This window comes from Nocardia sp. NPDC003979 (genome assembly GCF_053605015.1).
On record NZ_JBSGIJ010000005.1, the window covers coordinates 34,434 to 61,431 of the forward strand.

Genomic DNA, 26,998 nt, shown 5'->3' on the forward strand with positions numbered 1-26,998 from the left:
CGAGCAAGTTTCTGGCGTCCGTCGACCCCGCCCCGTTCGACGTGGACGAGTATCGACTTCCGCCACCCTGCCCCGGCTGCTCATGGCAGCTGTCGAGCGCGCCCCCGAGGCCACCGCGTTGCGGTTCGCCGGCCGCTCGCTCACCTACACCGAGCTGGACCAGTGGTCCTCCCGGCTGGCCCGTGTGCTCATCGCCCGCGGGCTCGGCCCCGGTGACCACATCGTCCTCGCGCTCACCCGCTCGATCGAATCGGTGGTCGCGGTGTGGGCGGCGGCCAAGTGCGGCGCCACCTTCGTGCCGGTCGACCCGCGCTACCCGGCCGAACGCGTCGCCCACATGCTCAGCGACTCCGGCGCGGGCTTCGGCCTCGCCATGGCCGACGACGCCGCCCGCCTCGACACCGGAATCCGCTGGCTCGCCATCGATTCCGCCGCCTACCAGGCCGAACTCGCCGCCGCGTCGGACGAACCCGTGTGCGCGGGGGAGCGCACCGCCGCTCTGCGTCCCGACGAGCTGGCCTACATCATCTACACCTCCGGTTCCACCGGTGTGCCCAAAGGCGTCTCGGTCACCCACAACGGTCTGGCGGGCCTGTGTGCCGAGCAGGTCCGCCGATTCGGCATCGATACCGATTCGCGCACCTTGCATTTCGCCTCACCCAGCTTCGATGCCAGCATGCTCGAACTGCTGCTCGCGGTGGGGGCGAGCGCGACGATGATCATCGCGCCGCCGGATGTGTACGGCGGTGACGAACTCACCGAACTGTTGCGTACCGAACGGGTGACCCACGCCTTCATCACGCCGGCCGCGCTGGCCGGCCTCGATGCCACCGTGCTGCCCGAGCTGCGTGCGCTCGCCGTCGGCGGTGAGGCCTACCCGCCGGAGCTGATCGCGCGGTGGGCGCCGGGTCGCGCCTTCTTCAACGTCTACGGCCCGACCGAAACCACCATCGTCTGCGCCATGAGCGACCGGCTCGACCCCGGCGACGTGGTGACGATCGGTGACACGATCCCCGGCATGACGGCGGTGGTCCTCGACGCCCGGCTGCACCCGGTGCCCGACCGCGTCCCCGGCGAGCTGTACCTGGCAGGCGTCGGGCTGGCCCGCTGCTACCACGACCGCGCCGGGCTCACCGCGAGCCGCTTCGTCGCCGACCCGGCGGGCGGCGGCAGGCTCTACCGCACCGGTGACCTGGTGCAATGGGAGCCGGTGCCCGGTGGGATGGGCCTGAAGTTCCTCGGCCGCACCGACGCGCAGGTGAAGCTGCGCGGTTTCCGCATCGAACTGGGCGAGATCGACGCCGTGCTCTCGGCCGACGACTCGGTGCACTTCGCCGCAACGCTGATCAGGACGCTGCCAAGCGGGGTCGACGCCCTCGTCGCCTATGTGGTGCCCGCGCCCGGCGCGACCGTCGATCCGGCGGCACTGACCCGGCTCGCCGAGCAGCGGTTGCCGCAGCACGCGGTGCCGTCGGCCGTCGTGGTGCTCGACGAACTGCCACTGACTCCGGTCGGCAAACTCGACCACCGCGCCCTGCCCGACCCCGAACTGACCACACGCGAATTCGCCGAGCCGCGAACCGAGGCCGAACGCACCGTCGCCGAGGTCTTCGCCGAGTTGCTCGGCACCGACCGGGTGGGCCGCGACGACGACTTCTTCGTGCTCGGCGGCAATTCCCTGCTCGCCACCCGCCTGGCCGGGCGCCTGGGCGCGCTCACCGGCGTCAGGGTGCCGGCGCGCACCGTGTTCGAGCACGCGAGTGTGGCCGCGCTGGCGACCGCGCTGGCCGACCTCGTCGCCGACACCTGTGTGCCGTTGACCCGCCGCGAGCGTGGTGCGCGGATTCCGCTGTCGCTGGCTCAGCAGCGCATGTGGTTCATGGCCCGCCTCGACCCCGACGCGAGCACCTACAACATTCCGGTCGCGCTTCGCCTGTCCGGTCCGCTCGACACCGCCGCCCTCACCGCCGCCCTCGACGATGTGCTCGAACGCCACGAAGTGCTGCGTACGGTCTACCCCGAACACGACGGCCAGGGCTATCAGCAGGTCCTCCCGGTGGCCGCAGCCGGTCTCGAGGTGGCGGTGACCGCGATAGAAGAGTCCGACCTGCGCGGCGAGCTCGCCAGGCTCACCTTCGGCGGATTCGACGTGTGCGCGCGGGTTCCGGTGCGCGCCACCGTCTTCCAGCTCTCGGTGACCGAGCATGTCCTGGCCGTGGTGGTGCACCACATCGCCACCGACGGTTTCTCCCTCGGCCCGCTCACCCGCGACCTGATGACGGCCTACGTCGCCCGCACCGAGGGGCACGCCCCTGCCTGGTCACCGCTGCCGGTGCAGTACGCCGACTTCACCCTGTGGCAGCACGAACTGCTCGGTGCCGCAGAGGATCCCGCCTCGCTGCTGGCCCGCCAGCTCGACTTCTGGCGCACCGCGCTGGCGGGCGCGCCCGCTCTGCTCGAGCTGCCGACCGACCGTCCGCGCCCACCGATCGCGAGCACCAGGGGCGCCGCGCACCACTTCGCCCTCGACGCCGACCTGCATCGGGCGCTGGAAATCCTTGCCCGCGAACACAATGCCTCGCTGTTCATGGTGGTGCGCACCGCACTGGCCGTACTGCTGGCCCGGATGGCGGGCACCGACGACGTCACCCTCGGCGCCCCGGTCGCCGGTCGTGGTGAGCCCGAACTCGACGACCTGGTCGGCATGTTCGTCAACACCGTCGTGCTGCGCACCCGGATCGCGGCGGGGGAACCCTTCGCCGCTCTGCTCGGCCGGGTCCGCGAGAGCGATCTCGCGGCCTTCGGGCACGCCGACGTGCCGTTCGAACGTCTTGTGGCCGAACTGGATCCGCCCCGCACCCAGGCGCATCATCCGCTGTACCAAGTGGCGTTGTCGTTCCAGAACTTCGGTGCCGCGCGCCTGGAACTGCCCGAATTGAGTGTGGCGGCAGTCGATCTGGGCGACGAGGTGGCCCCGGTCGACCTGCAGTTGACGGTGGTTCCCCAGGAAGACGGGGACGGACCGGCCGGGCTGCGGTGTTCGTGGCGTTACGCCACCGCGCTGTTCGACGAGTCGACCATGGCGGCACTCGGCGCCCGCCTCGGCACGCTGCTCGCGGCCGCCGTGGCCCACCCGGACCGCGCCGTGGGTGATCTGCCGTTGCTCACCGAGTTCGAGCGGACCGAACCGGCCGGTGAGCTGCGGCTGGTTCCCGACGTGACGCTGCTCGACGAGTTCCGCACACAGGCGTCGCGCACGCCGGAGGCGCCAGCGGTGACCTTCGCCGATCGGACCCTGACCTACCGCGAGCTCGCGAGCCGGGTCAACCGGCTGGCCCGGTTGCTCGTGGCGACGGGGGTCGGGCCGGGCCGCACCGTCGGGGTGGCGATCCGGCCGTCGCTCGATCTGGTCGTCGCCATGTACGCGGTCTTCGCGGCGGGCGGCGCGTATGTGCCGATCGACCCGGAGTCGCCCGCCGAACGCCGCGCCGACATCCTGACCGCCGCGCGCCCGGCCTGCGTGCTCAGCACGGTCGCCGACACCGTCGAGGTCGACGACCTGCCCGTGATCTCGGTCGACCTGGTCGCGAATTCCGGTGCGCTGAACGCCTTCTCGGACACGTGGCTCACCGACGCCGACCGGCTGCGTCCGCTGCGGACCCTCGACCTCGCCTACGTGATCTTCACCTCGGGCTCCACCGGCAAACCCAAGGGTGTCGGGGTACCGCATTCGGCGATCGTGAACCAGACCGCGTTCATGGTCGGCGAGTACGCGGTCGGCGCCGCCGACGTTGTGCTGCAGTCGATTCCGTTCACCTTCGACGCTTCGATGATCGGTTTCGCGACTCCACTGCGCGCCGGGGCGCACATGATCGTCGCCGCCGCGCACGGACTCACCGACCCCGCCTATCTGGCGGATATCATCGCGCGCCACGGTGTCACCGGCACGACCATCGTGCCGTCGGTGCTGCAGATGCTCCTCGATGCCGCGCCCGCGGGCGCTCTGCGGTCGCTGCGTGCGGTCTGGGTGGGCGGTGAGGCGCTGCCGAACGCGACCATCGCCCGTTTCGCCGCCGCCACCTCCGGCCGGATGCACAACCTGTACGGGCCGACCGAGGCGACCGTGTCGATCACCGCCGCCGACGTCACCGAGGTGGGTGACGGCATCGTCCCGATCGGGTTGCCGCACTGGAACTCTCGCGCCTATGTGCTCGACGCCCGGCTGCGGCCGGTGCCCCTCGGCACACCCGGCGAGCTGTACCTGGCCGGTGCGCAGCTGGCCCGCGGGTACCTGGGAAGCCCCGGTCGCACGATGGAGCGGTTCGTCGCCGACCCCTACGGTCCGGTCGGCGAACGCATGTACCGCACCGGTGACCTGGTGCGCCGCCTGCCCACCGGCGAACTGACCTACCTCGGCCGCACCGACGTACAGCTCAAGCTGCACGGCCTGCGCATCGAACCCGGCGAGATCGAGGCGGCACTGCGCGCGCATCCGTCGGTGGCCGGTGCGGCGGTGACGGTGCACCACGAACAACTCGTCGGTTACGTCACGCCGTCCGGTGTCGATGTCGCCGAGGTGCTGGCCGGCGCGCGAACTCTGTTGCCGCCGTACATGATCCCGCACCGGGTGCTCGCGCTCGACGAGTTCCCGCTCGGCGCGACCGGCAAGCTCGATCGCAAGGCGCTGCCCGCACCCGCCCGCGAGATCCGCGAGTACCAGGCACCGGTCACCGACGACGAACGCGTCGTCGCCGAGGTGTTCGCGAGCGTGCTCGAGCTCGAGCGGGTGGGCCGCGACGACGACTTCTTCGTCCTCGGCGGTACCTCGCTGTCGGCGGTCCGGGTGCGCGCGAGCTTGGCCGAACGGCTCGGCATCGAGGTCGCCTTGCGACTGCTGTTCAGCTATCCGCTGGTCAGCGACCTGGCGCTGGCCCTGCGCGACGAGAAGGCGGCCTCCTCGACCGGCCCCGATCCGGCGCTCGACCGGGTGCTCGATCCGTCGATCACGCTCGACGGGTGCACCCCACCGCGCTCGGGCGAACCGGCGAACATCCTGCTCACCGGCGCCACCGGATTCCTCGGCAGCTTCCTGCTGCGCGAACTGCTCGAGCACACCACCGCGACCGTTCACTGCCTGGTGCGCGCCGCCGACGCCCACACCGCACTCGACCGGGTGGTCGCCACGGCGGCCGGTTACGGCATCGAAGTGGACCGGGCCCGATTGGCCGGTGTCCCAGGCGATCTCGCCCGGCCGCAGCTCGGCATCGACCCGCGCCGCTTCGCCGAACTGGCCGACCGGATCGACGTGATCTACCACAACGGCGCCCTGGTGAATCATCTCGAGCCGTACGGGCGGATGCGCGAGGCCAATGTCGGTGGAACCACCGAGGTGCTGCGCCTGGCCACCACCACTCGCGTCAAAGCGGTGCACTACGTGTCGACGACGTCGGTGCTCGCGGGCATTCCGCAGGCCGACGGCGTACCGGCCGGGCTTCCGGGCTATGCGCTCACCAAGTGGGTCGCCGAACAACTGATGCACACGGCGGCCGAGCGTGGTGTGCCGATCGCGGTGTACCGGCCCGGCCTCATCACCGGTGATTCCCGCACCGGCGTCGCACCGGCCGAGGACGCCTGGTGGACGATGCTGCGTTCGATGCTCGTGCTCGGCACGGCCGTCGACGTGCGCTCGGTCGCGATCGGGATGGCGCCGGTCGACTACGTCGCGGCGGGTATCGTGCGGCGGTCACGTGACGATTCGGCGCTGGGACAGGTGTTCCGTGCGGCGGGTCCGGAGGTGCCGCTCGGCATCGTCTACGACGAGATCGTGCGGCGCGGTTACCGTTTCGACTTCATCGATCCGATGGAGTTCGGGCAGATCCTCACCACGGCCGCCGAACAGCCGGGGGTCGACCCGATGCTGGCGCGTGCGTCGGCACTGAGCGGCAATTATGTGGCGGCGGTCGCGGCGGCGGGGGCGAGCTCGGTGCTCGGTGCGGTCGAGTCGAGCAGCGTCGAGTCGGCCGAAACGCTGCCCATCGATATTCCGGCGGTCGACGCGGCCGTCATCGCCCGCTATTTCGACCACTACATAGAGACCGGGTTCTTCCCGGCCCCGGCGGGCGTGGCCTGAGCCGGTCCCGCGCCCGGACGGGCGCGGGACCAGGTTCTCACTTGGCGTAGTCGTAGAAACCGCGACCGGTCTTGCGGCCGAGGCGGCCCGCGTCGACCATGCGGCGCAGCAGTGCAGGCGGGGCGTAGTGCGGCTCGGCGAACTCGGCGTACAGCGACTCGGCGGCGGCGAGCGCGATGTCGAGGCCGACGGTGTCGAGCAGCGTCAGCGGGCCCATCGGGTAACCGCAGCCGCCCTTCATCGCGGTGTCGATGTCCTCGGCGGTCGCGTAACCCGACTCGAGCATCCGGATCGCGGAGCACAGGTACGGGATGAGCAGCGCGTTGACGATGAAACCGGAACGGTCACCGGCCTGCACGGTCAGCTTGCCGAGGGTGTTCTTGGCGTAGTCGGTGACGGCCTCGGCCGCCTCGGGCGCGGTGACCAGGGTGGAGATGATCTCGACCAGCGGCATCACCGGCACCGGGTTGAAGAAGTGCACGCCGACCACGCGCTCGGGGCGCTGGGTGGCACCGGCCACCTTGATCACCGGGATCGAGGAGGTGTTGGTGGCCAGGATGCCCTCGGGCTTGACGATCTTGTCCAGCTTGCCGAAGATCTCGTACTTCAGCGACTCGATCTCCGGGGCGGCCTCGATCACCAGGTCACGGTCGGCGAACTCGTCCATGTCCAGGGTCACCCGCACGCGGGCGATGGCCGCGTCGGCGTCTTCCTGGGAGATCTTGCCGCGCGCCACACCCTTGCTGATGGACGTGGCGATGCGCTGCTGCGCGGCATCGGCGAACTCCTGCTTGGTCTCGAGGACGAGCACCGAGCTGCCCGCCTTGGCACACACCTCGGCGATACCCGCACCCATCGTGCCGCCACCGATTACACCGATCAACTCCACTGCAGAACTCCCAACATCGCGTTTCCCTGGCTGTCCCGGCGATTATTTCACCTCCCCTGGCACTCAGTGCCAGGGGAGGTGGAACGTGGCCTATCCCACTGGTGTCAATTCCGGCTCGTCCGGATCCGGTCGTCGGCGACCGAGCACGGAATGCCTGCGGCCGTAGGCGAAGTAGACGACGACACCGAGTGCCATCCAGATGACGAAGCGCAGCCAGGTCTCGATGGAGAGGTTGACCATCAGCCACAGGCAGGCCAGCGCGCCGAGGACCGGAACAACCGGGACGAACGGCACCCGGAACCCGCGCGGCAGGTCGGGGCGGGTGCGGCGCAGCACCAGCACGCCCACCGCCACCAGCACGAAGGCGACCAGCGTGCCGATATTGACCATCTCCTCGAGCGTGCCGAAGTCGACGAACCCGGCGAGCAGCGCGCAGATCACACCGACGATCACGGTGAGCCGCACCGGCGTGCCCTTGCGACCGGTCTGGGCCAAGCTGCGGGGGAGCAGTCCGTCGCGGGCCATGGCGAACAGCACCCGGGTCTGCCCGAGGAACATCACCATGACCACCGTCGAGAGCCCGGCCAGGGCGCCGATGGCGATGATGTTCTTCACCCAGGTGGCGCCGTGGATGGCGAAGGCTGTTGCGAGGGTGGCATTTCCGTCGGCGAGCTGGGTGTAGGAGACCATGCCGGTGAGGACCAGCGACACCGCGATGTAGAGCACGGTCACGATGGCCAGCGAACCGAGGATGCCGCGCGGGATGTCGCGCTGCGGGTTACGGGTCTCCTCGGCGGTGGTGGCGACGACATCGAAGCCGATGAAGGCGAAGAACACCAAGCTGGCGGCGGCGAGCAGGCCGTACCAGCCGTAGCTGGTGCCACCGGACCCGGTGACGAAGGCGAACAGCGACTGCCGCAGCCCCTCGGCCTTCTCCGACGGCTCGGCGGGCGGAACGTAGGGCGACAGGTTCGACGGCTCGAAGTAGGTCGCGCCGACCACGAGCACCAGCGCGATCACGCCGAGCTTGATGGCGACGGCGATGGCCGAGACCCGCGACGACAGCTTCGTCCCGGTGGCCAGCAGCACGCCGACCACCGCGATGATCACCACCGCACCCCAGTCGAAACTCACCGACCCGATGTGCACCACCGGCGCCGACGACCCGAGCACGTCACCGAGATATTGCGACCAGCCCTTGGCGACCACGGACACCGCGAGCGCGAATTCCAGGATCAGATCCCAGCCGATGATCCAGGCGATCACCTCACCGAAGGTGGCGTAGGCGAAGGTGTACGCGCTGCCCGCCACCGGAACGGTCGAGGCGAACTCGGCGTAGCAGAGGGCGGTGAGCCCGCACGCGATGGCCGCGAAGACGAACGCGAGCGAGACCGCGGGCCCGGCCACCGTGCCCGCGGTGCGTGCGGTGAGGGTGAAGATGCCCGCACCGATCACCACCGCGACACCGAAGATCGTGAGGTCCTTCGCCGTCAGGTCCTTGCGCAGCTTGGCATCGGGATCGTCGGTGTCCCGGATCGATTGCTCGACAGATTTCGTGCGGAACAACCCGCTCGTGATCGCCACTGTGTCTCCTCCTTGAAACTCGGGCGCGCTCAGAGCGAGCGGGGGATGGCGTCGAGACGGCGTTCGGCGAATCGATTGGCGGCGGCGCCCGTGCCGATGCCGTCGGCTTTCGCCGCGGCGATGATCTCGCGGCAGCGCGGGAAGATGTCGGTGACCTCGGCTTCCACCTCGGCGGGTGGGGCGGCGCGCAATTCGCCTGCCACCTGGACGAGTCCGCCACTGTTGGCGACGAAGTCGGGGACCCAGGTGATGCCGCGTTCGGTGAGTGCCTGCTCCACATCGGGGGTGGCGAGCTGGTTGTTGGCCGCGCCGCAGACGAGTTTGGCCTCGATCGTCGCGGCGGTCGACGCGGTGAGGGTGGCGCCGAGCGCGCAGGGGGCGTACACGTCGACCGGTGCGGTCGAGACCGTGGACAGCAGCCGGACCTCGGGGTGCTCGGAGGCGATGCGGCGCAGTGCCGCTTCGTTCACATCTGTCACGCACACCTCGGCGCCGTCGGCGAGCAGCAGGGCGGTGAGCTCGCGGCCGACCTTGCCGACGCCTTCCACGCCGACGGTGCGTCCTGCCAGTGTCGGTGCGCCCCAAACGGATTCGGCGCCCGCGCGCATGGCCTGGAACACGCCGAGCGCGGTGAGCCGGGCGCTGTCACCGCTGCCGCCCGCGGCGACGCTACGGCCGGTGACATAGCGGGTGTGCCTGCCGATGATGTCGAGGTCGTCGGTGGTGGTGCCCACGTCGCCCGCGGTGATGTAACGGCCGCCGAGGGTGTCGACGAAGCGCGCGTAGGCGGCGAGCAGTTCCTCGCTCTTCATCGTCGCCGGGTCACCGATGATGACGGCCTTGCCGCCGCCGAGGTCGACACCTGCGGCAGCGGCCTTGTAGGTCATGCCCCACGACAGTCGCAGCACGTCCTGCAAGGCCGCGGATTCGTCGGCGTAGGGGTAGAAGCGGGTGCCGCCGAGAGCGGGGCCGAGCGCCGTGGAGTGGATGGCGATGATCGCCTTCAGCCCGGACCTGTCGTCCTCGCAGAACACCACCTGCTCGTGGGCGCGGGCACTGAACTCGTGCGATCGTCCGAAAACTCCTGCTTCGGGGTGTGCGACGGTCACTGTCGATCCTTTCCGGTTGCCTCCACCACGGGTCGTGTCCGGGTGGTTCGTTCGTGCCGCGGGTCTGCGGCCTGATGTTGTGCTGTTGGGCGCCGATGGATTCGGCGCCGTGATCACTCAGAAGTCGATGCCGAGATCGCGCAGCCCCGCGCGGTACAGCTCGACATTGGCGAGTTTGATGTCCTCGTAGCCGCGCACGACGTCGGCGAGAGCGGCTGCCGCAGTTGCTGTCTCGTAGTTCTCGGGGGTCAGTTCGGCGGCGAGCCGCGTCACCATGCCGGTGTAGTGGGCCAGGAGTTCGCGTTCGACCTTGCGCACGTGGGCGTAGCCGAAGGGGTCGAGCTTCGTGCCACGCAGGAACTTGCCCTTGGCGAGGACCTTCAGCGCCACATGAGATTTCGGCGCGAGCCCGATCTTCTTCTTCCGGCCCATCGCGCGCAGGACGGGCGGGTGCAGCTTGTAGGTGAGCTTCTCGCCACCCGGCACCTGGGCCTGTACCTCGGCGAGGAACGCCGGGTCGACCAGCAGCCGCGCCACTTCGTACTCGTCCTTGTAGGCGGTGAACTTGTAGAGCCCGCGTGCGACGGCCTCGCTGAACTCGGTTCGTTCGGTGACGGAACGTTCTGCGGCCCAGATTGTTTCGACGGTGTCGATGTAGCGCCGCGCGACCGTCATGTTCTGGTAGCCGACCAGCTCACCGGCTCGCCGTTCCACGATCCGTCGTACCTCGCCTTCGAAGCCGGTGTGCGCCAACAGCTCAGCCGGTGCGGTCGGCGGAATCCGCCGCGGCTGCCCCTCGTCGACAGCCGCGGCGAAGGCCGCCGGATCCGCGACGGCGACACGACCCCAGCGGAACGCGGCCAGGGTGGCCGACACGGCGACCCCGTTGATCCCGATGGCCTCCTCGATCGCCGCCACGGGCAACCGCAACCCGCCCGCTTGCACCGCCGCGCCGACGACGAGGAAATTGGCGGCCGCGGTGTTGCCGAACAGGGTCTCCGCGGCCGCGAGTGCGTCGAAGTGGTCGATCGAACGCGTTACGGCGGCAAGGCGATTCAGCAAAGCATCGGTCTCGGGGTAGGACGTCGACTTGTCGTACACCATGTCGCCGGTCGGTGTCTTGCTCGTCGACGCCACGGCCACCGTGCTCGCCGCGTTGCCGTAGCGCAGGTATCGGGGATCGGTGGCGGTCAGCAGGTCGACCGCGAGCAGGCAGTCCGCGCTGCCCGGGGTGAGCCGGTTGGCCGGTTCCAGCTCCGAGCCCGAGAACCGCAGGTGCGACACCACCGGCCCGGCCTTCTGGCTCAGCCCGATCTGATCGAGCGTCTCCACCTCGTACCCGGCGCGCAGGGCGGCCGTAGCCAGCACCTGGTTCACCGTGACGATGCCGGTGCCACCGATACCCGCGATCAGCACGTTCTGGGTGCGCTGCGGCACGCCCGGTGCCGGATCCGGAACGGCGGGCGGCTCCAGGGTTTTGCGGCCGGCACGCTTGTCGGGTGACACCTCCACCGTCACGAACGACGGGCAGTCGCCGTCCAGGCAGCTGTAGTCGGTGTTGCAGGAGCTCTGATCGATGCGGGTCTTGCGCCCGAATTCCGTATCGACGGGCTGCACGGACAGGCAGTTCGACTTGGTGCCGCAATCGCCGCAGCCCTCGCAGACGGCCTCGTTGATCACCACGCGGGTGTTGCGGACCGGCAGTGTGCCGCGTTTGCGCTGCCTGCGGGCGTCGGCGGCGCAGTGCTGGTCGTAGATCAGCACGGTGACGCCCTCGATCTCGCGCAGCATCCGCTGGGCCTCGTCGAGCCGGTCGCGATGCCACAGCAGCGTCCCCTCGGCCAGCGCCCGCTTGCTGTGCCGCTTCGGCTCGTCGGCACAGACGATGATCTGCTTCACGCCCTCCACGGTGAGTTTGTGGGTGAGCTGCGCGACGGTGAGCATGCCGCCCACCTCCTGCGCCCCGGTCATCGCGACGACCTCGTTGTAGAGCAGCTTGTAGGTGATGTTCACCCCCGCCGCCACGCACGCCTGCACGGCCAGCTGCCCGGAGTGGAAGAACGTTCCGTCGCCGATGTTCTGGAACAGGTGCGGCACATCGGTGAACGGTGCCTGCCCGATCCACTGACTGCCCTCGCCGCCCATCTGCGTCAGCCCGGTGACGGCGCTGTCGGCGCGGCCCGACATGGTGACCAGCGTGTGACAGCCGATGCCGCCGCCACCGATCGAGCCCTCGGGCAGGGCGGTGGACCGGTTGTGCGGGCAGCCGCTGCAGAAGTACGGCGTGCGCTTGGTGCTGAGCACCTCCAGCGGAAGTGCTGGCGGCGCAGCCCTTTTCAGCTCGACGCGCTCGCGCAGCACCCGGCGCAGCGGGGCGAGCAGCCGCCCGGCGTCGAGTTCGCCGTCGACCGGCATCAGCCGGGCACCGCGCTGGTCGTGCTTGCCGAGGATGCGTGGGGTGTGCTCGGTGCCGTAGAGGATCTCGCGGATCTGGGTCTCGATGAAGGCGGTCTTGTCCTCGACCACGATCAGTTCCTCGAGTCCGCGGGCGAACTCGGCCACCTTGGCCGGGCCGATCGGGTAGGGCATGCCGATACGCAGCAACCGGATTCCGGCCCGGTGCATCGCGGCCTCGTCGACGCCGAGCTCGAGCAGTGCTTGGCGCACGGCGTCGAATGTCGTTCCGGTGGCGGCGATGCCGACCTTCGCCTCCGGCGGGTCCACCTCGATGCTGTCGATGGCATTGGCCGCGCCGTAGGCGTGCACCATCGCCCAGCGCGGGCCGTACAGGTCCGCCTCGGCGAGCAGGCTGTCGGTCGGAGCGGCCATCGGGCGCTGCCGATATGTGAAAGGCCTTCCCTCCCACTGCACCTCGGGCACCGTCACGGCGAGGTCGGCCACGTCGGCGTCGACCGTCCACGCGCCGTCGGCGACATCGGCGACGATCTTCAACGCCACCACGCACCCCGAGGCCCGCGACAGCGCGATGCCCTGCATACCGAGGGTGATGATCTCCTCGGCATTGCGCGGGAACAACACCGGCACACCCATCGCGGCCAGCGAACGTTCACTCACGGCGGGCACGGTCGACGACTTCGACGACGGATCGTCACCGACCAGCAGCAACACCCCGCCACGCGGGTTCACCCCGTACATGTTGGCGTGGCGGATGGCGTCGGTCGCCCGGTCCACACCGGGGCCCTTGCCGTACCAGACCCCCACCACGCCGTCGTGGGTCGGGCGCCCGGCGGGCAGGTCGGCCTGGCTGCCCCACACCGAGGTGGCGGCCAGTTCCTCGTTGAGTCCCGGCACGAAGGTGATGTCGTGTTCGGTGAGCACCTCCGGCATGCCGAGCAGCATCTTGTCGACGCCACCCAGCGGGCTGCCCTGGTACCCCGAGACGAAGGTCGCGACCCGGCGCCCGGCGCGGATGTCACGCACATGCTGTTCCACGAGCAGCCGGGCGATGGCCTGGACGCCGGTGAGCAGGACCGGACCCGCACCGGACCGATACCGGTCGGCCAGATCGTAGGACGCGGCCGGTTCGGCCAGCGGTCGGGCGGTGGAACAGACGACGCTGGTCATGAACACCTCACTGCACGAAGGAAAACTGCTACCCGTGCTGCGAAATGTGCCGTGAAGGGGTGAACTGTGTCAACAGTCACACAAAAAGTTGATCAGACTGCTCAAAAGTGATCTAGGACACTGAAGCGGATGCGTCAATCTGCTCGAGTCGAGAGACCTAGCTCACATCGTCGTCGGATCGACGTGCCGTCAGATCCTCGACCAGCGGCAGGCTCCGGTACCCGATCGGTGTAGCCAGCGCGAGCATCGTCTCGGTATGGTTGACCCCATCGATGGCGTGTACCCGCTGAATGATCTCCAGCAGATCCTGCTGTGAGCGCGCGGCCACCCGGACCAGCAGATCGGCGCGACCGGTCGTCGCGTGGACCTCGAGCACATGCGGGAAGTCGCGCAACCGCTCGATGATCGGGTCCATCTTGTTCTGATCGAGCTCGATTCCGAGAAACGCGTGCACCGCGAACCCGATCGCCGCCACATCGATATCCGGCGGATACCCCCGCACCGCCCCCGAGGACTCGAGCCGCTTCATCCGCGCCTGCACCGTGTTGCGCGCGATCCCGAGCCGCTGCGCCAGCTCGAGAATCGGCGCCCGGGGATCCCGCGCCAGCTCGGCGAGCAACGCGGCGTCGACAGCATCGAACTTGATGGCCATCCGCGCATTCTGGCACAACGGAAATGGAGTGAAAGAGATGAAGACCGAACGGATTACCGATGGTGGGGAGCGGCTGCTTCTCGAGAACATGCTCGACCGCAACCGCGAAGCGCTCATCGATACCGCGCGCGGGTTGTCGGAAACCGACGCGCGCAGACGTCTCGTCCCATCGCTCACCACACCGATCTCGCTCCTCAAGCACGCCGCGGGTGCGGAACGGATCTGGTTTCAGCGGTTCTGGGCCGGGCTCGCGGAGTCCGAATGCGACGGGTACTCGCGCCGCGACGAAGGTACGTTCGCCGTGTCCGACGACGAATCGCTGGACGACGTCATCGCCGAGTTCGAACGCGCGAGTCGCCGCTCCCGCGACATCGCCGCCCGCTTCGACCTCGACGACACCCTCGACATCCCCGGCGAGGGGAGGGTCAGCATGCGCTGGACACTGCTCGCCATGATCGAGGAGTTCGCCAGGCATGCGGGCCACGGCGATATTCTTCGCGAGCAGATCGCGGCATCGCACGCCTACCCCAATTCTTCGGCCAGCCCGATCAGCAACCCTTCGGGACCGCGCACGTAGCAGAGCCGATAGACATCCTCGTACCGCACCACCTCGTCGACAACCCGCGCACCGTGCTTGCGCAAGCGTTCGAGGGTGTCGTCGAGGTCGTCCACCTGGAACATCACCCGCAGGTAGCCCAGCGCGTTCACCGGGGCGGTGCGGTGATCGGCGACCACCTCGGGCTCGAGAAAACGCGAGAGTTCGAGCCGACTGTGCCCATCCGGCGTGCGCATCATGGCGATCTCGACCCGCTGGTCCCCGAGCCCGGTCACCCGCCCGGCCCACTCACCCGCCACCACGGCCCGCCCCTCGAGCTCCAAACCGAGCTCCTGGAAGAACTCGATCGCCACCCCGAGATCCTCGACGACGATGCCGACATTGCTCATGCTGACTGCCATGCGGTTCATCGTAGGGGGCATCGCCGCGCCGAATCCGCGATCGCGCGATGCATACCATCATCGCCATGAGTTCGACCAAGCTGTCCGCGGAATCCCGGGCCAGACGGAGCGCCGAGATGAAGGAGTTCCTGCGATCTCGGCGGGCCCGAGTGAGCCCCGAGGATACCGGCCTGGCCGTGGGCGACACTCGGAGCCGACGCACTCCTGGCTTGCGTCGCGAAGAGGTCGCGGTGCTCGCCGGGGTCGGGGTGTCTTGGTACACCTGGCTCGAGCAGGGGCGGGATATCAACGTGTCCGGTGAGGTGTTGGATGCGATTGCCAGGGTGCTTCGGTTGGACTCGGCCGAGCGGGAACATCTCTATCTGCTGGCCGGGCTCAATCCACCCCGACAGGCGCCGTCGGCCCGCCCGATTCCGGAGGGTATGCGCCAGGTCATCGATTCCTGGCTACCGCGCCCGGCGTACCTGTTGGATCGGCATTGGAATCTGGTGGTGGTCAACCGTGCGGCCGAGGTGGTGTTCGGGTACGGCGAGGAAGAGCACAACTGCCTGGTGACGTTCTTCACCAGCGCCCGCTACCGGTCCTCGCTGTGCCACTGGCACGACGGGGCCCGTGCGATCGTGGCCCAGTTCCGGGCCGATGCCGCGCGCTACCCGGACGACGCGGAGTTCGGCCGGATCGCCGCCGACATGTGTTCCGTGAGTGCCGAATTCGCGGAAATCTGGGCCGAACACGATGTTCGTGACACGACGACGGGCAGGAAGGTCCTCCTGCACCCGGAGGCCGGTGAAGTCGTCTTCGACTACACCACTTTGCTGTTGCCCGACCTGCCCAGCCATCGCCTGCTGCTGCACACCCCGGCCGCCGACACCCCGACACAACTGCGGTTGGACCGTTTGCTCGGGGCGGCCGCACGGTAGTTCGGGGAGCCACGGGCGGGCCGTGGGTGGTGGTGGCAGACCCATGTTCGTCCGGCACTGCTGAAACACCGCAGTGGAACACAGGATCGTCGGTATGAATCGTTTTGCCAACCGCACCGTTCTCATCACCGGCGGCACCTCGGGCATGGGCCTGGCCACCGCGCGTCGCCTTCTCGACGAAGGCGCCTATGTCGTCATCACCGGACGGGATGACACCCGATTGCGCAGTGCCGCAGCCGAACTCGATGCGGGTCAGCGGGTACTGACTGTTCGCGCCGACGTGGCGAACCTCGACGACCTCGATGCCCTGATGCGCTCCATCCAGCGTTGGCGCGGCCACCTCGACGCCGTCTTCGCCAACGCCGGTACAGGAATCTTCAAACCCACCTCGGAACTCACCGAGGCCGATGTCGACCAGTCCGTCGACATCAACTTCAAGGGCGTGTTCTTCACCGTGCAGAAGGCCCTCCCGCTCCTGAGGGAGGGTTCCGCGATCGTCCTCAACGCCTCGTGGACGCTGTACCGCGGCCTACCGGTCGCCTCGGTGTACTCCGCGACCAAGGCCGCGGTCCACAACCTGGCCCGCACCCTCGGCTCGGATCTCGCGCCGCGCGGTATCCGCGTCAACTCGGTGAGTCCCGGTTTCATCGACACACAGATGTACCGCGACGCCACCACCGACCCCGAGGCCGACGCACGCAACGCCGCACAGGTACCGCTGGGCGCCGTCGGTCACGGCGCGGAAGTCGCTGCGGCGGTGGCTTTCCTGGCTTCCGACGACGCCTCCTACATCACCGGGCAGGACCTCGTCATCGACGGCGGACTCGTCGGTTCGTTCCCCAACCGGTGACCCTCACCGGAAGGAGTCGATGTTCTCCTCGGCCCACTGCTCGAAGGTCCTGGCCGTCGACCCCGTGACCCGAGCGACGGTGTCACGCACCCGCAGCAGCGCGTGGTTGACATCGCCACCCGTCACATCCAGAACGGCATCGGCGGCGTCCTCCCCGAAGACCGCGACCATCCCTGCCCGGGCTTCCTCGCGGGTGATCTCGGTGACCTCGACGTCGCGGTGCAGCAGCCCGGCGATGGTCGTCACCTGCTGACGCGCGCTCACCGGTGCGGGGCCGGTGAGCGCATACCGTTGCCCTCGGTGCCCGGGTTCGGTCAGCGCGACCCGGACCACCGAGGCGATATCGGCGGGATGAATCGTGGGGAGCCCGACGTCGGCGTAGGGCAGCTGGACGGGCTGCCCCGCCTGGATGGTCGGCGCCCACATGAGCGCATTGGACGCGAACTGCGTCGGCCGCAGAATCGTCCAATCCATCCCACTGGCCTCGAGAATCTTCTCCACCGACGCCTTGTCGACTGCGGGACCGAGGTGAGGGTGGGTCTCCACGGTGATCGACGACACCAGAACCACATGCTCGACGCCGGCTCGGCGGGCGCGGTCGATGATCTCGGCGTCCGGCCCGATACCCGGCACGAGGAACATCGACCGCACCCCCGTCAGCGCCGTCGCCACCGAGGAGGGGTCGGCCAGGTCGCCCTCCACCGCCTCGATCCCCGCCGGGAAGGTAGCGCCGGAAAGATCACGGGTGAGTGCCCGGATCGGCTCGGAGCTGAACGCCCGCAACTCTTTCAGCAATGGGCCTCCGATATTTCCGGTGGCCCCGGTAACCAGAATCATGAGCATGTCCTCTCGCGTGGTGATCGACGAACGTCACGCTAAGACCTCAACTCGACTTGGGGTCAAGGGTTCGGACTGGTGCACCGGCCGGGCACAGTCGCGTCCCGTTCTGACAGCATGGCGAGGTGATGAAGGCCCTGGGTTCGGCGCGAGACAAAGCACGTCGGTTGCCGGGCGCTGTCTGGTATCTGGCGGTCGGTGGTGTCACCGCTCTGCTCGCGCTGTTCGCGGTGGTCGGCCTGCTACTCGTCGGCGCCTTCTGCCTGATCGGGGTCGGGATACCGGCCCTGCCCGAGGCTGTTCGGCTGGTCCGCCCGTTGGTGTCGTTCGACCGGCGCCGGGCGGCCCGGTATCTCGGTGAGCCTGCGGTGCGGGCCTATCAGCCGTTCACCGGTGGGCTGCGGCAGCGAGTCGCGACGGTGTTCACCGATCCGGCGAACCGCCGGGACTTCGGCTGGCTGGTCGCCCACGCGCTGACCGGCCTCTACCTTGCCGTGTTCGCCCTCGCCCTCCCGCTCAGCACCCTCATTCAGCTGACGATCCCCGCATTCTGGCAGCTGATGCCGCCGGGGGAGGAGTTCGCCAGTCTCGGATTCACGGTCGACTCGTGGCCGATGGCGATACTGAGCTTCGTCCTCGCAGTCCCGGTGGCCTTGGTGACCCTGCAGCTCCCCGTCGCCGCGCGCTGGCAGGCGATGGCCACCCGCGCCCTGCTGAAACCGCCCGAGGGTGCCCTGTTGGCCGACCGGGTCGCGGCCCTCACCGCCACCCGCGCCGCCGCACTCGACGCGCACGGCGCCGAACTGCGCCGCATCGAACGCGACCTGCACGACGGCGCGCAGGCCCGGCTCGCGGCGGTGATCATGCAGCTCGGACTGGCCGACCAGCTGCGCGACCAGGACCCGGACACCGCGCGCGAGCTCGTGCGCAAGGCACAGGACACCGCCACGGCCGCGCTGGCCGAGCTGCGTGATGTGGTGCGCAACGTGTATCCGCCGGTGCTCACCGACCGTGGGCTGGCCAGTGCCGTCGCGGCGGTGGCCGCTCGCAACCCGATCCCCTGCACGCTCGACCTCCACGAGGTGGGCAGGCGACCCGCCGCGGTGGAGGCGGCGGCGTACTTCGTCATCACCGAGGCACTCACCAACGCCACCAAGCATTCCGGTGCCACGGGCATCTCGCTGGTGCTGGGCGGTGCGCCCGGGCTGTTGACGATCGAGATCCGCGACGACGGCGTGGGCGGCGCGTTGGAAACCTACGGCGGCGGGCTGGCCGGAATCCGGCGCAGGGCCGAGGCGCTCGACGGCCGGATGACGCTGACCAGTCCACCCGGTGGCCCTACTGTAGTGCGGGTGGAGTTGCCGTGCGGGTCATGATCGCCGAGGACAATGCCCTGCTGCGCGAGGGGCTGGTGCTGCTGCTGAGCACCGCGGGAATCGAGGTGGTCGCCGCCGTGGACAACGCCGACGACTTCCTCACGGCGGTGGCCGCTGATCGCCCGGACGCGGTGGTCGTCGATGTGCGCCTGCCGCCCACCTTCACCGACGACGGCTTACGCGCGGCCGTCAGCGCGCGCAAACTGCACCCGGGGCTGCCCGTGCTGGTGCTGTCGTCCTGGGTGGAGGACAGCTACGCCGCGGAACTGCTCGGCGACGGGATGGGCGGTGTCGGCTATCTGCTCAAGGAGCGGGTCGGCAAGGTCGATCGCTTCCTCGATTCGCTGCGCCGGGTCGCGGCCGGTGGCACCGCGATGGACCCCGAGGTGATCTCGCAACTGCTGGTGCGCCGCAAGGCCGACGACCCGATGGCCGCGCTGACCGCCCGTGAGCGAGAGGTGCTCGCGCTGATGGCGGAGGGCCACAACAACGCGACCATCGCCGAGCGGTTGGTGGTCAGCGAAGGCGCTGTGCACAAACACATTCGGAGCATTTTCGCGAAGCTGGGGCTGTCTGCCGAGGACGTCGGCCACCGTCGGGTTCTCGCTGTGCTCGCCTACTTGAACGCGTGAAGCCCTGAACCCGTGCAGGGTTCAGGGCCACACCCGAGTCCGGTCAGTCGGCTCGACAGGTCATGTCGTCGGCGGGCAGTGTGCCGTCGCGGAAGTAGGTGTTCACGGCCGAGTACACGCAGGAGTTCGGGTAGCGCCCGAAGATCCAGTGGATCGGGACGTCCTGGAGGGTGACCATGCGGGAAGCGCTCAGATCTTCGTGCAGGGCGACCGCCCCATCGTAGGTGGTTCTGGTGTCACCGGTGGACTGCACGATCAGGGCAGGCACCGAGTTGCGCACCACCGTGGCCGGTTCGACGGGCGGCGCCCAGAACGCGCACGGAGTGATGTTGTTCGTGAACCCGGCGAACAAGGGCTGGGTGGCGCGGGCGGCCTCGATATTGCGCCGGTAGAACTCGGGATCGCGCGGCGTGGCCACATCACCGCACATGATCGCCATCTGCGACGAATTGTCTTTCGGCCGTGCCTTCAAGGCGAATCCGAGGGTGGAATCCAGTGTCTCGTCGGGCTGGGCGGGTTTGCCCGCCGCGGCGTCGGCGATGGTCCGGATCTGGCGTGCCACCATCTCGTACTGGTCGGGGCTGTCCAACCCGACGAACAACACCACCGGCAGCCAGTGTTCGTCGATCTCATACTCGCCCAATCGGATCGGCGTGACGGCGGCCTGCCCGATCAGCGCTCGAACGGCCTCGCGAACCTGGGCGCGGCTGGTACCGAAGTGGTATTCCGCGTCGCGCGCCGCGACCCAATCAGCCCACAGGTCGAACGCGGCCTCGTTGAGCGGACCCATGGCCCGCATCATGCCGACCGGCCCGTACTCGTCCGGGTCGGCCGCGCTGTCGAGCACCATCCGGTCGCTGCGGTCGGGGAACATCTGCATGTACACCGCACCGAGGTAGGTGCCGTACGAGGTGCCGAAGTAACTGATCTTCTCCGCGCCGAGAAGGCCGCGGATGACGTCCATGTCCCGTGCGGTGTTGCGGGTGGTGATGTGAGGCAGCCGCGTCCCTTCGGTCGCGGCACAACGGGCGGCCAGATCACCCTGCATCGCAACGGATTCCGCGAAGCCGACCGCGTCGAGCCCTGCCGAATGCAACCCGAAGCCGACCGGCCACTTGCAGTCGACAGCCGACGAGCGCCCGACACCACGCGGATCCATCCCGATCAGGTCGTAGCGCGCCCGCACCTCGGGCGTCATCGCCTTGCCGACATCGACCATGAAGTCCAGGCCTTCACCACCGGGACCGCCCGAATTGGACAGCATGACGCCGTGCTGGGGGTCGGTACCGGCGATCCGGGAGATCGCCACCGTCAGCGTCGGGCCCTGTGGGTCGGCGTAGTTCACCGGCACGGTGACGTCGGCGCACTGTGCCCCGGCCTCGTCCAGTTTCGGAACCCCGCAGTCTTTCCACTCCAGTTGCTGACCGGTGAACCGGTCCGGGACCGGGGTGTGTGGGCCCGCCTCCGCCTCGGGACCGGCACAGCCGATCAGGGCGGCACAGGCCATCAGGCCGGACAGGGCGACCGTCAGCCCTTTCGCGCGTTTCACTGTTTCTCCTCGTAAGTTGTTCGGCCGCATAGGTCTTGGTGACGGGCGATCACGAAGCGCACAGGGCGGCATCCAGCACGCTGTCCAGCGCGTCGGCTTCTTCGTCGCCGGCCGGCAACTTGTTGACCGTGACGGTCACCGCGGTGCCCTCGGCCGTCACACCGTTGCGGGTCGCGAAGCCGGGAATGCTGCCGCCGTGCCCCCACGCCTGCGCACCGCACGGCGTTGTTCGGTGGATCAGGGCCAGTCCGTAGTCCGCGCCCGGCATCCGGTCGAACGGCACGGTGCGCTGCATCTCGGCCAATTGCGCGGGCGGCACGAGCTTTCCGGACAGCAACGCGATGAAGAAGCGGTTCAGATCGGTCGCGGTGGCGACCATGTCACCGGCGGTGGCGGCCCAGGACGGGTCGAAGTCGGTGAAATCGACCGACTCACCGTCGACCCGGTGGTAGCCACGGGCATGCGGGCCACGGATGCCGGTTTCGCGGGAAGCGGGCACATAGGTGTCGCGCAGACCGAGCGGCTCGAGGATCCGGCGCCCGATCTCGTCGGCGGCCGGATTGCCCGTCACCCGCTCGATCAGCAGGCCTGTCAGCAGGTAGTTGGTGTTCGTATACACCGATTTCGCGCCCGGTTCGAACTGCGGCGGTGCCGTCATCGCCCGCCGGACCAGCTCGGTCATCTCGAAGTGCTGCCACCGCAGCGCCTCCTCGTCCGGGTCGAGCTGTTCGGAATCCTGGGCTGTGATGCCGTCGCCGGAACCTCGGCCGAGGTAGTCGGGCACCCCGCTGGTGTGCTGCAACACCTGCCGCACCGTGATCCGATTGCCGTCGTTACCGTTGCCGCGCACTACCCCGGGCAGGTAGCGCTCGATCGACGCGTCCAGGTCGACCTTGCCCTCGGCGACCAACTGCATGATCACCGTGGTCACATAGGTCTTGGTATTGCTCCCGATCCGGACGCGCGCGTCGTCCGGGAACGGTGCGCCGGTGCCCAGATCACCGACGCCCGCACTGAACGTCCGATGCCCGCCGGGCCCATCGATCACCACCTGGACACCCGGGAATCCCTGGCGAACCACCGCGTCCATCGCGGCGGCCACCGCGGGCGGCGGCATCGTCACCACCTCGTCCGATGCCCCCACCGACGTCCCACCCCCGCACGCGGCCACCGCGAGCACCGCACCCACCACAACAACTGAAAGGCCCGCTTTACCGGAGTTCCACCGAAATCGGTTCATGAGCAGTGTCTTTTCTCCTGTTCGAGCCGGAAATCATCGGTGCGTTTCCGACAATTTCGAGCCTAGGAATCGACAACCCGCCCGCCCATGCCACGCGCACCCGAATACGGGCTCCCGCCTACTGCCGCGAAGTGGTAGTGCCAGCACCACCACGCCTGCTCACCGGCCGTCCGATTCTCGACTGGCTCGCGGTCCATGAACACGCACCGCTCCTGCGGCGGCTGCCACCTTCCCGCCATGCCGGGGTACGCCATGGCGAGGAATCTTGCGCGGATTCGAGCCGACGGAAAGCCGTGCGCTGACCCCGGGTGCGTGCGCGACGCTAGATGTTCGAGGTGACGCGTCGACCGATCGCCGCCAACGCGAACTCGGCCCAGCGAATGTTCTCCTATACGAAGGAGATTCCGCGCAGCAGGGTGAGATAGGGGCCGATGCGTTCGGCCTCGGCGAGGTAGGCCTGTTCGCTGCGAGGTCAGGAGAATATTCAAATGTCCATGTAGGGGGGATGCGCTTAGAGGCAAAACCTCGCTACCGTCAACACGCGATACACAAAAAATTGACTATGGAAGGTGAGGGAATGCATCCCTTCCGAGCAGCCGTGGAGGCCCACGACGAGGCCGCGATCGAAGCCGTGCTCGCTGAGAACGTGGTGTTCACCAGCCCGGTGGCGTTCAAGCCGTACCCGGGCAAGGCGATCACCGCGGCCATCCTGCGCGCGGTGATGCGCGTATTCGAGGACTTCCGCTACGTCCGCGAGATCGTGTCCCCGGACGGGCGCGATCACGCGTTGGTGTTCGAGGCGAGCGTGGATGGCAAGCAGATCACCGGTTGCGACTTCCTGCACTTCGATGCCGACGGCCGCATCGATGACTTCATGGTGATGGTGCGTCCGCTGTCGGCGGCGCAGGCACTCGCAGCACGCATGGGCGAGCAGTTCGAGCGGATCGAGGCCGAGGCCACCGCCCAGATCGCACGCGAAGGAGCCGGTGCGTGATCGACTAGCGGGAACACGACTTGTACCGGGCGGTGATCCCCGGTCAGCTGGACCTGACCTTGCCTGCGGACTGGGACGGTGCGCGGCGGACCAACTTGGCAGGTACCCCCAAAGGTGAGTTGGTCGATTTCCGCATTCGACGCCCGACTGGTCCGCGCCAGGCCGGCTAGTGCTCAGCAAGTCACAGCCCCTGCGTCGAGAACGGCATGCTCCTCGGCAATACGGCGGCCGATCGTGCGACGGCGATCGATCGGGCCATCGAGCGGCTTCGGGCGGACCGTCGGCGCGGCTGACCCGCTTGCACGTCAAAGGGCCCCTGGCTTAGTGGTCAGGGGCCCTTTGATCGCTCTTGGTCAGCGCGGCGACGCGGCCTCGTCGGCATGCTCGGCGGCGTACTTCTTGGCCGCCGGGTAGTTGGCCTTGCCACTGGGCTGACGCATCATCTCGTCGACGGTCCAGTACGAACGGGGCGCCTTGTAACCGGCGATCTTGGTGCGGGCGTGGGCATCCAGCTCGGTCAGGTCGATGGTGGCGCCGGAGCGGGGCTGGATGATCGCGGCGACGGTCTGGCCGTACCGGTCGTCCTTCAGGCCGATGACCAGCGCGTCGAAAACGTCCGGGTGCGACTTGAGTGCGCCCTCGACCTCCTCGGGGAACACCTTCTCGCCGCCGGTGTTGATGCATTCCGAACCGCGACCGAGCAGGGTGACGGTGCCGTCTTCCTCGTAGCGGGCGTAGTCGCCCGGCACGACGTAGCGCTTGCCGCCGGTCTCGACGAAGATCGTCTTGGTCTTCTCCGGATCCTTGTAGTAGCCGATCGGCACGTGACCGGTGCGCGCCATCCGGCCGATCGCACCGGGTTTCGGCTCGACCAGGTTGCCGTCGTCGTCGATCAGCGCGGCCTGCGCACTGAACTTCACCCGGGGACCCTGCGAATGATCGGAATCCTTGGTCACCACACCGAGGCCCGTTCCGCCGCTCTCGGACGAACCGATGACATCGGTGATGAACACATTCGGGAACAGTTCGAGGTATTCCTGTTTCAGTGACTGCGAGAACAGCGCGGCATGGCTCGTGAACGCCCACAGCGACGACGAATCGTAACTACCGGCCTTGTAGGCGTCGAGCAGCGGCTTGGCCATGGCGTCGCCGACAACGGTGAGGACATTGACGCGATGCTTTTCCACCGTCTGCCACACCACATCGGCATCGAACTGCGGAATGAAAACGACGGTGCCACCGGAGTTCAGGGCGATGAACGCCGCCCACTGAGCCGCACCGTGAATCAGCGGCGACAGCGGCGCCATCACGATACCGACCGGGGACTGCTTGGCGTTGTTCGCCAGTTCCCATTCGTCCTTCACGTATTCACCGGTGACATGGTTGATACCGCCACCGAGCGCGCGCCACACATCTTCGTGCCGCCACATCACGCCCTTGGGGAAACCCGTTGTGCCACCGGTGTACAGGATGTAGGTGTCGTCGGAACTGCGCTCGCCGAAATCCCGTTCGGGCGATTGCGCGGCGATGGCTTCGTTGTATTCGACGCCGTTGTAGCGACTGAAATCGGCGTCCGAGTCGTCGTCGACCACCACCACGTCGGTGAGCTTCGGCGTCTGCGGCAGCACCTCGGCGACGATGTCGGCGTAGCGACGTTCGTGCACCAGCGCCACCAGGTCCGCGTTGTCGACGATGTAGCGGACCTCCTCGGCGGTGTAGCGGTAGTTGATGCTGACCGAGATCGCGCGCAGCTTGTACGTCGCGATCATCGTCTCGAGCGCCTCGATCGAGTTGCGCGAGTACACGCCGACATGGTCACCCTTGCCGACGCCGCGCGAGGCGAGATGGTGCGCCAACCGGTTGGCGCGCTCGTCGAGCTCACGGTAGGTGACCTGCCGGTCTCCACAAATGATTGCGGTGCGATCGGGCACCGCGTCCACAGCATGTTCGAGCAGATCAGCGACGTTCAAAGCCATATCAGCAAGATAGAACGTGTTTCAGTTTTAGGCAATAGAACGGGTCGGATCCGGGTTGGTGTAGAGCAGTCCGTCGGACCACACGTACCGTGTGCCACCCCACCGAAGGGCCGACGCGACATCCGGGAAGAAGCCACTGCCGTTGAGGTTCGCGCTGGTGTTGCAGAGCACGGGGACGCCTGTGAGTGCCTCGTAGGCGGTCAGGATCCGGGCCGCGGCGGTATCGTCGGTTCGTTGGACGGTCTGCAGCCGTGCGGTGCCGTCGAGATGGATGACCGCCGGGATGCGATCGACCCAATCGGGGCGAATTTCGTGCTCGAACAGCATGTAGGGATCGCTACCCCCCGGCGTGAAGATTTCGGTGGCCCGGTCGGCGAGGCATATGGGCGCAACTGGTCGATAGTCGGCTCGATCCTTGATCAGGTTGAGTCGCTGCTTCATTGCTGCGTCCCGAGCGGGTGCCAGAATGCTGCGATTACCCAGTGCCCGTGGGCCGAGTTCGGCGCGGCCGGAAAGGACGACGACCGGCTCGTCGTATTCGTGCAGAATTCTGGCTACCCCGGCTTCATCGCAGGGCGTGACCGTCCATGATTCCGGAACCGTTCCGGTGCGAATGGGCGGACCGCTGAAGACGGACCAGTCGAGCGCTGTCAGCCCGTTGTGCCACATCTCGCAACACGCTGTGCCGATGGCGGCCCCGGCATCGTTCGGAAATGGTGGTACCCACACGTCGGTGAACAGTCCCGACGCTCGTATCCGGCTGTTCCATTTGATATTGAGTGCGCATCCACCACCGAGACACAGGTTTCGGGGCGCGCCGGGAAAGTGTTCGGCTACGACGCGAGCCAGTGCCGCGAGTAATCGTTGTCCCAGGTATTCCTGGAAAGTGGCGATGATGTCCGCATCGGACAGGCCGGGTAGGTAGGCATCTCGTTTCGCCAGTATGGCTCGAGCCATCGCTGCGGCGTTCTGTGGAACGACGCTCGGGAAGCTACCGAGCAGATCGTCGAATGCCGGGAACGCCACTTCCGATGGGGTGCCGAGGGCGGCGTAGGCCATGGCTTTGCCTGCCACGGAAAGGTGGTGGCGGATCATGGCGTTCATGTCGAGGCCGCGGCCGTCGAGACGGAAGGGGCCGAAATGCGCGTTGAAGTCGGAGAAGAAGTTGCCGGGTACCCGCAGCAGCGAGGAGACGGCGCGGACCGACCGATCCGCGGGCCGGACGTCGTAGAGGCGCGGGGTCGTTCCGCCGTCCCACACGAGCACCAGCGAGTCTTCGTTCCGCTGCGCGAACGGGCTCGAACAGTACGACCCGAGTAGGTGGTTGGCGTTGTGGAAGTAGCTCGTATAACCCTTGCCCGAGCCGAAATCGTGTGCATCGAAGTGGTAGCGCTGAATCGGCTCGGAACGGCCCGGGGAGTCGGCGTAGGCGGCGACCGGCAGGTGAACGGTCATATCGTCGCGTCGAAGCGGTACGGCCGGTTCGAACGGATCCTGGCCGGGCTGGGCCCACCACCCGTCGACGACGTAGGCGTCGACATCGCGATGGTCGATGCCCGCTGTGCGTAGGAGCTCCGGGACGCGCGCGGCGTCGCCCAGTGGGGTATAGCGATCGAGATTGTCGATCTTCTCCATTTCGATGCTGGTGACCAACCGGCCGTTGTCGATAAGTGCGATGCCCCCGTCATGGGTTGCTTTGATCCCGCAGATCAGCATCG

The 26,998-nt window shown here is 68.1% G+C and carries 18 protein-coding genes and 1 pseudogene; 7 read left to right on the plus strand and 12 right to left on the minus strand.

Translation table 11 applies throughout. The features are described from left to right. The first annotated feature begins 82 nt into the window (after positions 1-82). Positions 83-6,130 carry an amino acid adenylation domain-containing protein gene (locus ACWEVR_RS12625; RefSeq protein ID WP_452467058.1) on the plus strand — a complete coding sequence of 2,016 codons (6,048 nt, stop codon included), beginning with the start codon at positions 83-85 and terminating at the stop codon, positions 6,128-6,130. A gap of 37 nt (positions 6,131-6,167) precedes the next feature. On the opposite strand, the gene ACWEVR_RS12630 is transcribed toward ACWEVR_RS12625, so the two are convergent. The 5 genes from ACWEVR_RS12630 to ACWEVR_RS12650 form a co-directional block, all read right to left on the minus strand. Then, complete coding sequence (locus tag ACWEVR_RS12630) at positions 6,168-7,019, minus strand: 3-hydroxybutyryl-CoA dehydrogenase (protein ID WP_067493193.1); 852 nt, start codon at positions 7,017-7,019, stop codon at positions 6,168-6,170. A 90-nt stretch (positions 7,020-7,109) separates the two neighbouring features. Then, a complete protein-coding gene (locus ACWEVR_RS12635) occupies positions 7,110-8,603 on the minus strand; it encodes an amino acid permease (RefSeq protein ID WP_452467059.1) in 1,494 nt (497 codons plus the stop codon). A 29-nt stretch (positions 8,604-8,632) separates the two neighbouring features. Next, complete coding sequence (locus tag ACWEVR_RS12640) at positions 8,633-9,712, minus strand: Glu/Leu/Phe/Val dehydrogenase dimerization domain-containing protein (protein WP_452467060.1); 1,080 nt, start codon at positions 9,710-9,712, stop codon at positions 8,633-8,635. 117 nt (positions 9,713-9,829) lie between these two features. Next, positions 9,830-13,297, minus strand: a complete 3,468-nt coding sequence (locus ACWEVR_RS12645) for an indolepyruvate ferredoxin oxidoreductase family protein (RefSeq protein ID WP_452467061.1) — start codon at positions 13,295-13,297, stop codon at positions 9,830-9,832. Positions 13,298-13,454: 157 nt separating this feature from the next. Then, on the minus strand, positions 13,455-13,949 hold the full coding sequence (locus ACWEVR_RS12650; RefSeq protein ID WP_067493199.1) for an Lrp/AsnC family transcriptional regulator: 495 nt from the start codon (positions 13,947-13,949) through the stop codon (positions 13,455-13,457). Between the two features lie 37 nt (positions 13,950-13,986). On the opposite strand from ACWEVR_RS12650, the gene ACWEVR_RS12655 reads away from it, so the two are divergent. After that, complete coding sequence (locus tag ACWEVR_RS12655) at positions 13,987-14,526, plus strand: DinB family protein (protein WP_452467062.1); 540 nt, start codon at positions 13,987-13,989, stop codon at positions 14,524-14,526. On the opposite strand, the gene ACWEVR_RS12660 is transcribed toward ACWEVR_RS12655, so the two are convergent. Then, positions 14,472-14,906 (minus strand): VOC family protein, encoded by a 435-nt coding sequence (locus ACWEVR_RS12660; protein WP_067637007.1) that lies wholly within the window; start codon positions 14,904-14,906, stop codon positions 14,472-14,474. The genes ACWEVR_RS12655 and ACWEVR_RS12660 overlap by 55 nt on opposite strands. Positions 14,907-14,971: 65 nt before the next feature. On the opposite strand from ACWEVR_RS12660, the gene ACWEVR_RS12665 reads away from it, so the two are divergent. Together ACWEVR_RS12665 and ACWEVR_RS12670 are read left to right on the plus strand one after the other, a co-directional pair. After that, complete coding sequence (locus ACWEVR_RS12665; protein WP_452467063.1) at positions 14,972-15,826, plus strand: helix-turn-helix transcriptional regulator; 855 nt, start codon at positions 14,972-14,974, stop codon at positions 15,824-15,826. A gap of 94 nt (positions 15,827-15,920) precedes the next feature. Then, the gene (locus ACWEVR_RS12670; RefSeq protein ID WP_452467064.1) at positions 15,921-16,676 is read left to right on the plus strand and encodes an SDR family NAD(P)-dependent oxidoreductase; all 756 of its coding nucleotides are present in this window, start codon (positions 15,921-15,923) and stop codon (positions 16,674-16,676) included. 3 nt (positions 16,677-16,679) lie between these two features. Here the strand turns inward: ACWEVR_RS12670 and ACWEVR_RS12675 are convergent, their stop codons facing one another. After that, on the minus strand, positions 16,680-17,513 hold the full coding sequence (locus ACWEVR_RS12675) for an SDR family oxidoreductase (RefSeq protein WP_452467065.1): 834 nt from the start codon (positions 17,511-17,513) through the stop codon (positions 16,680-16,682). A 128-nt stretch (positions 17,514-17,641) separates the two neighbouring features. Between ACWEVR_RS12675 and ACWEVR_RS12680 the strand changes: the two genes are divergently transcribed. Beyond that, positions 17,642-18,889, plus strand: a complete 1,248-nt coding sequence (locus tag ACWEVR_RS12680) for a sensor histidine kinase (protein ID WP_452467374.1) — start codon at positions 17,642-17,644, stop codon at positions 18,887-18,889. Then, positions 18,877-19,521 carry a response regulator gene (locus ACWEVR_RS12685; RefSeq protein ID WP_067493207.1) on the plus strand — a complete coding sequence of 215 codons (645 nt, stop codon included), beginning with the start codon at positions 18,877-18,879 and terminating at the stop codon, positions 19,519-19,521. Before ACWEVR_RS12680 ends, ACWEVR_RS12685 begins: the two co-directional genes overlap by 13 nt. Positions 19,522-19,564: 43 nt before the next feature. Here ACWEVR_RS12685 and ACWEVR_RS12690 read toward each other — a convergent pair whose 3' ends face one another. The 3 genes and pseudogenes from ACWEVR_RS12690 to ACWEVR_RS12700 form a co-directional block, all read right to left on the minus strand. Next, positions 19,565-21,070 carry an alpha/beta fold hydrolase gene (locus ACWEVR_RS12690; RefSeq protein WP_452467066.1) on the minus strand — a complete coding sequence of 502 codons (1,506 nt, stop codon included), beginning with the start codon at positions 21,068-21,070 and terminating at the stop codon, positions 19,565-19,567. Positions 21,071-21,119: 49 nt separating this feature from the next. Beyond that, positions 21,120-22,310 (minus strand): serine hydrolase domain-containing protein, encoded by a 1,191-nt coding sequence (locus tag ACWEVR_RS12695; protein ID WP_452467067.1) that lies wholly within the window; start codon positions 22,308-22,310, stop codon positions 21,120-21,122. 322 nt (positions 22,311-22,632) lie between these two features. Continuing rightward, positions 22,633-22,779, minus strand: a pseudogene (locus tag ACWEVR_RS12700) (PadR family transcriptional regulator); the annotation flags it as partial. Between the two features lie 108 nt (positions 22,780-22,887). On the opposite strand from ACWEVR_RS12700, the gene ACWEVR_RS12705 reads away from it, so the two are divergent. Then, positions 22,888-23,304, plus strand: a complete 417-nt coding sequence (locus ACWEVR_RS12705; protein ID WP_452467068.1) for a nuclear transport factor 2 family protein — start codon at positions 22,888-22,890, stop codon at positions 23,302-23,304. 353 nt (positions 23,305-23,657) lie between these two features. Here the strand turns inward: ACWEVR_RS12705 and ACWEVR_RS12710 are convergent, their stop codons facing one another. Together ACWEVR_RS12710 and ACWEVR_RS12715 are read right to left on the minus strand one after the other, a co-directional pair. After that, the gene (locus tag ACWEVR_RS12710; RefSeq protein WP_452467069.1) at positions 23,658-25,280 is read right to left on the minus strand and encodes an acyl-CoA synthetase; all 1,623 of its coding nucleotides are present in this window, start codon (positions 25,278-25,280) and stop codon (positions 23,658-23,660) included. A gap of 27 nt (positions 25,281-25,307) precedes the next feature. Next, positions 25,308-26,996, minus strand: a complete 1,689-nt coding sequence (locus ACWEVR_RS12715) for a carbamoyltransferase N-terminal domain-containing protein (protein WP_452467070.1) — start codon at positions 26,994-26,996, stop codon at positions 25,308-25,310. Between the last annotated feature and the right edge of the window lie 2 nt (positions 26,997-26,998).